Genomic DNA, 12211 nt, shown 5'->3' with positions numbered 1-12211 from the left:
TAAAATATATACGATTTAGATTTTATATCAAATGAATAAATGGATAAAAAAGAGTCCGGAGGATTCCGGACTCTTTCATCATAGCTTATTTTACGGATTTAAAGAACTTTTTCAAGAAAAAGCTTCGCCCTCTCTGTTTTTGGACTGGAAAAGAAATCCTCAGGAGGTGCATCTTCGACCAGCAGGCCGCCGTCAAGGAAAAGCACACGATCCGCTACTTCTCTGGCAAATCCCATTTCATGCGTCACAATCATCATCGTCATCCCTGAAACCGCCAGATCTTTCATAACAGCCAGAACTTCTTTCACCATCTCTGGATCCAGTGCAGATGTCGGCTCATCAAACAGCATCACTTCCGGATTCATGGCAAGCGCACGGGCTATAGCCACACGCTGCTTCTGCCCCCCGGAAAGCCGGGTTGGATAAACTTTCTCTTTATCAGCCAGACCGACTTTCTGTAATAAGGCCCTCCCATGTTTTTCTGCTTCAGCCTTGGAGACCTTCTTGACTTTCATCGGCGCATAAGTCAGATTCTCCAGTACGGTTTTATGCGGAAACAGATGAAAGTGCTGGAATACCATTCCGACATTTTCACGGATTTTCACAATATTTGTCTTTTTATCGGCTGCATCCTGGTCTTTAATCCAAATATGACCGTCTGTCGGCTTTTCCAGCATGTTTATGCATCGGAGAAAGGTTGACTTTCCAGATCCCGACGGTCCGATAATGGCAACTACTTCGCCTTCCTTCACCTCAGTGGAAATGCCCTTCAGCACTTCAAGGCGGCCGAAGCTTTTATGAAGGTTTTCTATCTTAATCACTTCGCCTCATTCTCCTTTCAAGCACTTTTCCGAGTACGGTTAATATCATGACCATCACATAATAAATGAATCCGGCAAACAAAATCGGTTCAAAAAACTTATAGGTCTCTCCGCCGACGATATAAGCTCTTCTCATAATATCACTTAGGCCGATAATCGTTACCACAGCTGACTCCTTCGTCAGGCTGATCAATTCGTTCATTAACGAAGGCAGGATATTCTTAATCGCCTGCGGCAGGATGATATTAAGCATCATACTGTGATAGGGTACACCAAGGGCAAGGGACGCTTCACGCTGTCCTTTATCCACTGCATTAATTCCCGCCCGAATGATTTCTGAAATATAAGCTGCAGAGTTCAAGCCGAATGACAGGAACGCTGCTTCAAAAGCTTCAATCTGTATCCCTAATATTTGCGGAGAGCCGAAATAGATCAGCATCAGCTGCAAGACTAGCGGCGTACCGCGAAAAATGGATGTATAAAAATCAGCCAGCCAATTCAATGGCTTTATTCTGCTGATTTTGAATAAGGCCAGTATAATACCGAGTACAAACCCCATAACTGCCGCGATTCCGACTATTTTCAGAGTCGTCGGAATCCCTTCCAGAATAAAAGGCAGGGACGGCAGGATTCTTTCAAAATCCAGATTCACAGGACTCATCCTTTCTGTTTGTTCAAATTCTGTCGGCTACTCCAATAGCCTTCTGATGTTCAGAAGGAAAAAACGTTCAGAAGGCACTCAGGTCTCTGAACGTTTTCCTCTGCACATTTTTTATTTCGTTTCTCCGTCAAACCACTTCACAATCAGCTTATCTAATTCACCGCTGTCTTTCATCTTCTTCAATTCTTTATTGAAATCATCTGTCAGGCTGCTTCCCTTTTCAAAGGCAATGGCTGTCCCAGTCTTTTCGTCTCCATTATCGATCTCAAATCCCGCCAGGTCCTTATTGTCTTCAAGGTATCCCTTGGCTACTGTATCCTCAATAATCGCTGCATCGAAACGGCCTGCTGCGATTTCCTGGAAAATTTCAGGTATTCGATTAAGCTTTTTCGCTTCAAAATCAATTTTTTCTTTTTTGGCGATATCATTTGCCAATTCCTCTTGAATCGAGGCAAGCTGTACCCCAACGTTCTTTCCTTCTAAATCCTCTATTGTTTTAATATTGCTGTCTTTTTTCGCAACGATCATATTCTCAGCTTCATAGTAAATGTCACTGAAATCAACCGTTTTTTCCCTTTCAGGAGTAGGAGTCATACTCGAAATAACAACATCTACTGTTCCATTCTCCAATGCCGGAATCAAACTATTAAAATCAATATCTTTTACTTGTACTTGATATCCTAGATCTTTGCCGATTTTTTTAATAATATCAATGTCAAAGCCGATAATTTCTTCACTTGAAGCTGTTTCCACATATTCAAATGGTTTATAGTCAGCCGAAGTCCCGACAGTAAGAACTTTTTTATCAGCAGAGCTTCCTGATCCTTCCTTTTCTCCTGAATTTCCGCAGGCTGCCAAACTCCCTGCCATCACAACACTCGTAAGTAATAAGCCCAGCTTCTTTTTCATTTTCATATCTATTCCCCCATGCATTTGCGTTTTTATTTTAAAATAGTATAATATAGAATGACTAAACGAATAACTATACAACAATATGTATTTTAACACACACTTATAATTATGCAATAATATTTATAAATAATCTTAAAGTCTTATAATTCTGAATATATAAAAGTCGGTTCCATATAGTATCGTTATCAAGAGAGGGGAACCACTAAAATGAAGTTGGTTTTCCCGACATTGGTCTAATTACTTGTTTGTCTCGTTTGTGTGTGCATGCCAGCCACTCCAGGCTATAACACAGCAGGATGGAAGTTATTCACCGGGCAATTATGGGCTGTGCCGGTCTTACTCCTTGCATCATCCTCACATTTTCCGTGAATAAAAAACGAAAATTAAGATAAAGATTGACTGAAGCCCTTCATGCTTTTCAGCGCACAACAGCAAAAAAAGCACCGAGAAAACTCGGTGCTTTTTGCCGAATGCTGAAACAGCGCTTACCAGGGGCACTGTCAGATCAATTCTTATACTTCTTCACAATACTCATCGAAATAGCCTTGCAGCTTTTCAATGACCGCCATAGGATGATGGCCTTCGATTTCATGCCGTTCAACCATCTTGATGATTTTCCCGTCCTTTAACAGCGCAAAGGATGGAGAGGATGGCGGATATCCTTCAAAATATTCACGCGCTCTGCCTGTAGCTTCCTTATCTTGACCGGCAAATACGGTAACAAGTCTGTCTGGACGCTTATCGTTATGAATGGCATGCGCTGCAGCCGGTCTTGCAATCCCTCCGGCACAGCCGCATACAGAATTGACCATTACAAGCGTTGTTCCCTTTTGCTGCAATGTCTCATCTACTTCTTCAGCTGTCTTTAATTCTGTATATCCGGCAGCCGTAATTTCATCACGAGCTGTTTTCACAACATCATTCATTAAAAAGTTAAAATCCATGCCCATTGTTCATTGCCCCTTCCGTTTAATCTCTTGCAAGACTATCATATCAATTGATTTCCTGCGATTCAATTAATTTACCCGGACTTCAGGAGAAAAATGTTTAACCCGGCACAAAAAGGGAATATATTCCGTAACATCTAGATCCATACCTCTAACTCCCTAATAAAGGGCCGGTTACAAAAAGGAGAATTTCCTTTTACCGGCCCCTTTTTGTATGCTTATTTCTTCGACTGCCAAAATTGGTCAAAGGCTTCTGTCACGGCTTGTGTTACCGGCTTGGTTCCTGCCATCACTTCATTTTCCAGCCTTGGAAGAACACTCCCGACTGTCTCATCTTTATAAAACAGCTGCTGCAGCTGGTGATGAATCAATGTGTGCATCCATTCCTTCAGCTGCTGCCTCCGCCGGTCCTGAAATACACCGGATTCTTTTGTTGCTTCAGAAAAATGCAGCAGTTCTTCCCAAATTTCTTTTATACCAGATCCGGTCATCGAGGAACAAATATGTGCTTTAGCTTCCCAGCCCTTTGTAGCCGGCTGCAGGAAATGGAGAATCCTGCTGTAATCCGATTTTGTTTTCATAGCCAGCGGCAGGTTTTCACCGTCTGCTTTATGGACAATCACTCCGTCCACGAGCTCCATGATCCCCTTCTTCATTCCCTGCAATTCATCCCCGGCTCCCGTAAGAACAAGCAGCATGAAAAAATCCACCATACTGCGGACGATTCCCTCGCTTTGGCCTACCCCTACTGTTTCCACTAAAATAACATCAAACCCGGCGGCCTCACATAAAAGCATCGTTTCCCTTGTTTTTCGGTGCACACCCCCGAGTGTTCCCTCCGATGGAGACGGCCTGATGAAAGCATGCGGATTCCTTGCCAGTTCCTCCATCCTTGTCTTATCCCCAAGGATGCTCCCGCCGGTAATGGCCGAGCTGGGATCGACAGCCAAAACGGCAACTTTGAAACCGAGATCGCATAAGTACATGCCAAATGCCTCAATAAAAGTACTTTTGCCGGCTCCCGGAACCCCTGAAATGCCAATCCTGATCGAGCTGCCCGTATGAGGAAGAAGAGCCTGAAGAAGTAGCTGAGCCTGTTCAAAATGGCGGACGGCATTGCTCTCGACTAATGTGATTCCTTTAGCCAGCTTTGCCCTGTCTCCCATCAGAATTCCCTCTTTTAATTCCGCGATGGAGACTTCTGATTCCTTTTTCTTCACAAACCTTCCAGCTGGATGTTCCGAATCTTTCTTTAGGGAAGATGCAAAACCGCCATTATCTGAGCGGGAATGGACCTCATCTCTTCTTTTGCCTTCCTCCATTATTTCGTCACTTCCTCGTACCCAAGCCGATTATAGATTTCCTTCAGCACTTTTTTTGCTGCCTGCGGAATAACGGTGCCGGGCCCAAATATAGCTGAGGCTCCGTTATTGAGAAGATATTCATAATCCTGAGCGGGAATCACGCCGCCTACAATGATAACAATATCTTCTCTTCCTAATTTCTTCAGCTCGGCAGCAAGCTGCGGAAGCAGGGTTTTATGCCCTGCAGCAAGCGAACTCATCCCAACTGCGTGAACATCGTTTTCAACTGCTTGAAGGGCGGTTTCCTCCGGCGTTTGGAATAATGGGCCGATATCTACATCATAGCCTAAATCGGCAAATGCCGTTCCGACAACTTTGGCACCGCGGTCATGGCCGTCCTGCCCCATCTTCGCCATTAAAAGCCGCGGTCTTCTTCCTTCGTTTTCAAAGAATTCTTCTGTCAGCTGGAGGACTTCGTTGATTTCATCCTCTTTCGAATAGGCAGAGCTGTAGATGCCGCTGACAGAGCGGATGGCTGCCTTATGTCTTCCTGCGGCTTCTTCAATTGCCTGAGAAATCTCACCGAGCGAAGCGCGCACACGGGCAGCCGTTACAGCAAGCTCCAGCAGGTTCCCCTCCCCGCTTTTCGCCGCTTCCGTTATGGCAAGCAATGCAGCATCCACCTGCTCCTGATTGCGGTTGGATTTCAGCAATTCCAGCCGTTTCAGCTGACTTTGCCTTACTGCGGTATTATCAATTTCCAAAATCTCGATTGGATCTTCTTTATCGAGACGGTATTGATTCACACCTACGATGATTTCTTCTCCAGAATCTATTTTTGCCTGCCGTTTGGCAGCCGCTTCTTCAATTCTCATTTTCGGGATGCCCGTTTCAATCGCTTTCGCCATGCCGCCCAAGCTTTCAATTTCTTCTAAGTGATCCCATGCCCGCTCTATCAGCTCATTTGTAAGGGCCTCTACATAATAAGAACCGCCCCATGGATCAATGACCTTCGTGATATTTGTTTCTTCTTGAAGATAAAGCTGTGTATTTCTTGCTATTCTTGCGGAAAAGTCTGTCGGCAGAGCGATCGCTTCATCAAGAGCGTTCGTATGGAGAGACTGGGTATGGCCTAATGCAGCGGCATGAGCCTCGATCAATGTTCTTGTTACATTATTGAACGGGTCCTGCTCGGATAAACTCCAGCCGGAGGTTTGAGAATGAGTCCTCAGTGCCAGTGCCTTCGGATTCTCCGGATGGAACTGCTTCATCAATTTCGCCCAAATAAAGCGACCGGCCCTCATTTTGGCCACTTCCATAAAATAATTCATCCCAATGGCCCAGAAAAATGACAGCCGCGGGGCAAACCTGTCAATATCCATTCCTGCCTTCAATCCAGTCCGGACATATTCCAGCCCGTCTGCAAGCGTATAGGCCAGCTCTATATCAGCAGGTGCTCCGGCTTCCTGCATATGATAGCCCGATATGGAAATGCTGTTGAACTTCGGCATATATTTAGATGTATATTCAAAGATATCTGCGATGATTTTCATAGACATCTCCGGCGGATAAATATACGTATTGCGAACCATGTATTCTTTTAAAATATCATTTTGGATGGTACCTGAGAGTTGATCCTGAGTAACTCCCTGCTCTTCTGCGGTAACAATATAGAAGGCTAATACCGGCAGGACTGCACCGTTCATGGTCATGGATACAGACATCTGATCCAGCGGTATTCCATCGAATAAAACCTTCATATCCAAGATGGAATCTATGGCTACTCCTGCCTTTCCTACATCGCCGACAACACGCGGGTGATCGGAATCATAGCCCCTGTGGGTGGCAAGATCAAAAGCGACAGAAAGACCCTTCTGGCCCATTGCCAAGTTTCGGCGGTAAAAAGCATTTGATTCTTCAGCCGTTGAGAAGCCTGCATATTGCCGGACCGTCCATGGACGGTTCACATACATTGACGGATAGGGCCCTCTCGTGAAAGGGGCAATGCCGGGGAGACTGTCCATATGCTCCAGGTTTTGGATGTCCTCCTCCGCATACACCGGCTTTAATGTTATTTGTTCATTTGTCTCAAATAAAAGTTCTTCTATGTTTTTGCCAGCTGCGGCCTCAGCCTGCTTTTTCCATTGTCCGGCCGATTCGGCGGATTCTGGATTCACCGGCTTGACCCGTGAAAAATCTGGTTTATTCATACTCACTCACTCCCAGCTGTCGAAGTAGTCGTTCCAGAAGCTCCACGGCATTTGTTTCTTTATGGATAAACCCTTCCAGGCCTGCTTTTTTCAGCCTGCCGATCCAATCTTCCGCCTGTAAGCCGGCCATATAAACAGGAGTGTCAGGAAAATGCCGTTTGATTTCATTCACTGCATCTTCCCCAAAGGCGCGGCAGGAACCATCGCTTCCGCACAGAATATATGCCAACAAACCGGTTTCTTTAGCAAAGTCTGCTGCTTCCTCGGCTGTATGACATCCTTTGCTTTCAATTGGGTGGACTCCGCCTGCCGCCAGCATCCCTTTTATAAAATCCGCTCTCGGTTTAGAAGATTGGATGTCATTCAAATTGATTAAGCCTGTCTTCGGAGGCTGACCCGTTTTTCTTTGATAATTCTGACTTCTATTTCTGAGGATTTCGAAAGGTTCTGCAGTCCGTTTGAGTTTCAGCGGCTCGATAGCCGTCGCCTCGTTTATTTCTAAAGGAAGCTTCTGCGGTTTATTTTGGTCAAAGGGCAGTTTCTCTTCCGGATTCGGGTATACATTCGTTCCGATTATGCTTTCCTTCCGGCATGCAGCGTTCCGAACTCTTTCTTTCTGTATTTCGTTAATTTCCTTTTGAAGGCGGCCGGTTTGGATCAAATGGAGGATTCCTCCGGCCTGGTCGATTTCTAAAAATTTCGTCCACGCCTGTTCTGCCAATTCGTTTGTCAGCTTTTCAACATAGTAGGACCCTCCTGCAGGATCTGCAACCTTTGTCAGATGGGCTTCTTCTTTTAAAATCAGATGTATATTGCGCGCAATCCGCTCTGAAGTATCACTGGCCGTGCCGATTGTATGGTCAAAAGGCAGAATCTCAAGAGATTGGACACCGCCGACAGCGGCGGCAAATGCCTGATTCGCCGTTCGAAGGATATTGACATGCGGATCGCAGACCGTTCCTTCCGCTTCTGAAGTTATACCATGAATGTGCATTTTAAATCGTTCAGGATCTGCTTCATAGGCCTCAGCCATAGCGGCCCAAAGCCTTCTTGCAGCTCTCAGCTTCGCAATATTCATGAAATAATCAGAACTCACAGCAAAAGAAAAGACCATGAGCCCGGCTATATCTCCTGCATCCATTCCTTTCTCCAATCCGGCCTCCAAATAGCGGGCGGCGGCAGACAGACCGAAAGCAATTTCCTGTACAGCATTTGCTCCGGCATTATGATAGACCTGAGTTTTGATAAGAACAGTTTTCAAGGACGGAAAGGCCTTACTATACCCACTGAGCTTTTCCATCCATCTCGAGAAATAGCCGATACCGTCTTTCGGCATTTTTCCAGCTGCAAGCCATTCGGCAATTGGATCTTCAGCCAGCACTCCATGGATATCAGGAGCAAGCTGATACAATTCCTTCATAAAATCTGATTGCTGTCCTTTTAGATCCATAAAGAAAGGAAGCTGATCCAAAGGCAGGCCGCCTGTGAGCTTTTCTATTTCAGCACCTTCTGCCCATAATTCTACTGGGCAGCTGATACAATTTTGCCCCCTATTTAGAGCGGACTGCATGTTTTGACTGGCCTCCCCTGCTGTTGCCCCCTGAACGGGCTGACATACCAGCCAAGGAATTTCCTGGTATCCAGCTGTAAAGATGCCTCTTGTATAAGGAAAAAAACCTGGAAGTTCTGAATGTTTCATGTCAGTGGAGATATAGAGCGGCTGAAGAGTGATGTTTTCATATGTAGAGGTTTTCAGCTGTGCTGTATTTTTTCCTTTCATGCCGGCTCTGACAGCATCGGCCCATTCTTCATAAGCAGGCTTTGGGAACGAAATATTTCGGACATCTTTCAATTCCATTGTAATCGCTTTCTTTTTTGGCCTATAAAACAGCCGGAAAAGAAAGCCTCCCTCCAATCCCTCAAATACTTTTGAAATTATACTAATATTCTAACATAAAAAACCTTTAAAAAGCATTACCCGATTAAATCGTAAAAAAAGCAAAGAAGCGCTGCCTGCCTTCTTTGCTTTTACAATCAGTATATTGGAGTGTTTTCACTGGAAATCTTCTCAACGATCTCTTTCACCCTGGCAAGAAAACGGCCGCAAATCAAACCGTCCAATACCCGGTGATCCAGAGACAGGCAAAGATTAACCATATCCCGGACTGCTATCATCCCATCAATTATAACCGGCCGCTTCACAATGGTTTCTACTTGTAAAATGGCCGCCTGCGGATGGTTGATAATGCCCATGGATTGAACGGATCCGAAAGAGCCCGTATTATTGACCGTAAAGGTACCGCCCTGCATATCTTGAGCTGTCAGCTTTCCAGTTCTGGCTTTTTGGGCCAAATCTGTTATTTCCCTGGCAATACCTTTAATCGTTTTTTCATCCGCATGTTTAATAACAGGCACAAAAAGTGCGTCTTCAGAAGCGACCGCTATCGAAAGATTGATCTCCTTTTTCCGAATAATTCTGTCGCCGTCCCACATGGAATTGATTTCAGGGAATTCCTTTAACGCCTGTGCTGCGGCTTTTACAAAGAAAGCAAAATAAGTTAGATTATATCCTTCGCTGGCCTTGAATTCTTTTTTGATGGCGTCACGGTACCGAACAAGGTTTGTGGCATCCACCTCCACCATGGTCCATGCATGAGGCACTTCCTGTTTGCTTTTAACCATATTAGCAGCAATCGCCTTACGGATCCCGGAAACAGGGATTTCGACATCCCCGGAAGCGGTACTGTAAGAAGCTTGTTTTTGCCCGTTCTGCTCAGGTACAGAATGGTCTGCCGATTCAGGCTTCGGAGCCTTGGTTTCTTCTGCCTTTGGAGCTGCTTCAGGAATGTATCCGGAAGCAATAATTTGCTGAAGATCCTTTCGGGTAATGCGTCCGCCTTTACCCGAACCTTTGACTTGGGTCAGATCAATGCCGTGTTCCTGGGACATCTTCAGGACAGCCGGTGAATACCTTGCTTTTTGGGATTCATCCGGCTGCTCTTTTACATCAGGAGCAGCCGCTTTTGCTTCAGACTGTTCAGGTGCTTTATTCTCAGCATCTTCATTGCTTTCTGCATCAATCAGACAGATAATATCGCCAACCGCCATTGTTTCGTTTTCGGCCGCTTTCAATTCCTTAATCACTCCGGTGAATGAGGAAGGGATTTCTGCACTGACCTTGTCTGTCATCACTTCTGCAATCGGATCATACTTATTTACATGCTCTCCCGGGTGAACCAGCCACTTGCTGATTGTGCCTTCCGTTACACTTTCTCCAAGCTGGGGCATTTTCATTTTTTCTATCGCCATTAATCAAACATCCTCCTTCCGCCGTGATCAGTATCCGGCAAGCTCCCGCATTGCTTTTTCTACTTTTTCAGGATTAACCATAAACCGTTTTTCCATCGTAGGGGCATAAGGCATCGCAGGAATATCCGGCCCAGCAAGTCTCATGATCGGAGCATCCAGGTCAAACAGACAGTTTTCTGCAATGATGGCCGCAACCTCGCCTATAATACTTCCTTCTTTATTATCTTCCGTGATTAAAAGAACCTTGCCCGTTTTAGAAGCCGCCTCGATGATCGCGTCTTTATCAAGCGGATAGACCGTACGCAAATCAAGTACATGGACAGAGATCCCGTCACTTGCCAGCTTTTCAGCTGCCTGAAGGGCGAAGTGAACACAAAGACCGTATGTAATCACGGTAATGTCCTCCCCGTTCCGTTTGACATCGGCTTTCCCGATTGGCAATACATACTCTTCATCCGGAACTTCCCCTTTTATCAGACGGTAAGCCCGTTTATGTTCAAAAAACAGAACCGGATCTTCATCCCGGATGGCAGCCTTCAATAAACCCTTCACATCATAAGGGGTAGAGGGCATCACGATTTTCAAACCGGGCTGGTTTGCAAAAACCGATTCTACAGATTGCGAATGATACAAGGCACCATGGACACCGCCTCCATAAGGAGCGCGGATTACGATTGGACAATGCCAATCATTATTGGATCTGTAGCGGATTTTTGCTGCTTCAGAAATAATTTGATTGACCGCCGGCATGATGAAATCGGCAAATTGCATTTCAGCCACCGGTCTCATGCCGTACATAGCGGCCCCGATGCCCACTCCCGCTATCGCAGATTCAGCAAGCGGAGTATCCATAACCCGCGATTCTCCAAATTGGTCATATAACCCATGGGTCGCTTTAAAGACGCCCCCTTTTTTTCCTACATCCTCACCAAGCACAAATACACGCGAGTCTCTCTCCATTTCTTCGCGCAAGGCTGCGGTTACAGCGTCTATATAAGATATAACCGGCATCTCTCTTCCCCCTTACTGTTCTGCATAGACATGATCAAAGGCAGTTTCTGCTTCGGCGTACGGCGCTTTTTCCGCATAATCCGTCGCTTCATTGACAAGCTTCATCACATCATCATTTATTTGTTTTTCCAGTGCATCATCCATAATAGCCATCTCTTTCAGATAGGCGCCAAAAGTAATGATTGCATCTTTTGTTTTCGCTTCCGCCACTTCATCCGGAGCCCTGTAACTGCGGTCGTCATCATCGCTGGAGTGCGGAGTAAGACGGTAGGAAACCGTCTCAATAAGCGAAGGTCCTTCACCTCTGCGTGCACGGTCTGCCGCTTCCTTCACTGCCGCATAAACCGCAAGCGGATCATTTCCATCTACTGTGATTCCGGGCATTCCATATCCAACGGCTCTGTCTGATACATTTTCACATGCCAGCTGTTTTGAAAGCGGGACAGAAATCGCATATTTATTATTTTCACACATAAAAATGACCGGCAGCTTATGAACCCCTGCAAAGTTCGCCCCTTCATGGAAATCCCCCTGATTGGATGAACCTTCACCGAACGTTACAAAGGTCACCAAATCCTTTCCTTCCAGCTTTCCTGCGAGCGCGACTCCCACCGCATGGGGAACCTGTGTCGTAACAGGCGAAGAGCCGGTGACAATCCGGTTTTTCTTTTGTCCAAAATGGCCGGGCATCTGTCTTCCGCCAGAATTCGGGTCCTCTGCTTTGGCAAACCCTGAAAGCATTAAATCTTTTGCCGTCATGCCGAATGTAAGGACAACCCCTACATCACGATAGTAGGGAAGCACATAATCCTTCTCCCTGTCGAGTGCAAAAGCAGCTCCGACCTGTGCGGCTTCCTGGCCCTGACAGGATATAACAAAGGGGATTTTCCCCGAACGGTTCAGAAGCCACATCCTCTCATCAATTCGACGGGAAAGAAGCATCATCCTGTACATATCCAAAACGACTTCATCGCTCAATCCCAATTGAACATGGCGATTTTCTACCATATTGATCCCTCCAATAGTTAATACAACT

Annotated in this window: 10 protein-coding genes and 1 pseudogene; 1 reads left to right on the top strand and 10 read right to left on the bottom strand. The window is 45.7% G+C overall.

Annotated elements, in window-relative coordinates:
- Positions 1 to 98: 98 nt before the first annotated feature.
- From BQ4305_RS09125 to BQ4305_RS09115, 3 genes are all read right to left on the bottom strand, one after another.
- A complete protein-coding gene (locus tag BQ4305_RS09125; protein WP_110927505.1) occupies positions 99 to 821 on the bottom strand; it encodes an amino acid ABC transporter ATP-binding protein in 723 nt (240 codons plus the stop codon).
- Positions 814 to 1482, bottom strand: a complete 669-nt coding sequence (locus tag BQ4305_RS09120) for an amino acid ABC transporter permease (RefSeq protein ID WP_324611573.1) — start codon at positions 1480 to 1482, stop codon at positions 814 to 816. Before BQ4305_RS09120 ends, BQ4305_RS09125 begins: the two co-directional genes overlap by 8 nt.
- A gap of 111 nt (positions 1483 to 1593) precedes the next feature.
- Positions 1594 to 2391 (bottom strand): transporter substrate-binding domain-containing protein, encoded by a 798-nt coding sequence (locus tag BQ4305_RS09115; protein ID WP_110928000.1) that lies wholly within the window; start codon positions 2389 to 2391, stop codon positions 1594 to 1596.
- A 252-nt stretch (positions 2392 to 2643) separates the two neighbouring features.
- Here BQ4305_RS09115 and BQ4305_RS22260 point away from each other — a divergent pair.
- Positions 2644 to 2763, top strand: a pseudogene (locus BQ4305_RS22260) (DUF4017 family protein); the annotation flags it as partial.
- A gap of 143 nt (positions 2764 to 2906) precedes the next feature.
- On the opposite strand, the gene BQ4305_RS09105 reads toward BQ4305_RS22260, so the two are convergent.
- The 7 genes from BQ4305_RS09105 to BQ4305_RS09075 form a co-directional block, all read right to left on the bottom strand.
- Positions 2907 to 3344, bottom strand: a complete 438-nt coding sequence (locus BQ4305_RS09105; protein ID WP_110927503.1) for a BrxA/BrxB family bacilliredoxin — start codon at positions 3342 to 3344, stop codon at positions 2907 to 2909.
- Between the two features lie 215 nt (positions 3345 to 3559).
- Positions 3560 to 4666, bottom strand: coding sequence for a methylmalonyl Co-A mutase-associated GTPase MeaB (gene meaB / locus BQ4305_RS09100; RefSeq protein WP_407640152.1), 1107 nt, complete (start codon positions 4664 to 4666; stop codon positions 3560 to 3562).
- Positions 4663 to 6855 carry a methylmalonyl-CoA mutase gene (scpA, locus tag BQ4305_RS09095; RefSeq protein WP_110927501.1) on the bottom strand — a complete coding sequence of 731 codons (2193 nt, stop codon included), beginning with the start codon at positions 6853 to 6855 and terminating at the stop codon, positions 4663 to 4665. Before scpA ends, meaB begins: the two co-directional genes overlap by 4 nt.
- Entirely contained in the window at positions 6848 to 8713 is a 1866-nt protein-coding gene (locus BQ4305_RS09090) for a methylmalonyl-CoA mutase family protein (RefSeq protein ID WP_110927500.1), read from the bottom strand. Before BQ4305_RS09090 ends, scpA begins: the two co-directional genes overlap by 8 nt.
- Positions 8714 to 8889: 176 nt before the next feature.
- The gene (locus BQ4305_RS09085) at positions 8890 to 10164 is read right to left on the bottom strand and encodes a dihydrolipoamide acetyltransferase family protein (protein ID WP_110927499.1); all 1275 of its coding nucleotides are present in this window, start codon (positions 10162 to 10164) and stop codon (positions 8890 to 8892) included.
- A 27-nt stretch (positions 10165 to 10191) separates the two neighbouring features.
- Entirely contained in the window at positions 10192 to 11175 is a 984-nt protein-coding gene (locus BQ4305_RS09080) for an alpha-ketoacid dehydrogenase subunit beta (RefSeq protein ID WP_110927498.1), read from the bottom strand.
- A gap of 12 nt (positions 11176 to 11187) precedes the next feature.
- A complete protein-coding gene (locus tag BQ4305_RS09075; RefSeq protein ID WP_110927497.1) occupies positions 11188 to 12183 on the bottom strand; it encodes a thiamine pyrophosphate-dependent dehydrogenase E1 component subunit alpha in 996 nt (331 codons plus the stop codon).
- Positions 12184 to 12211: the final 28 nt, after the last annotated feature.

Source organism: Bacillus massiliglaciei (assembly GCF_900098925.1).
In the GTDB taxonomy this organism is placed as follows: domain Bacteria; phylum Bacillota; class Bacilli; order Bacillales; family DSM-1321; genus Peribacillus; species Peribacillus massiliglaciei.
This window is presented reverse-complemented; position numbering and strand designations above follow the sequence as displayed.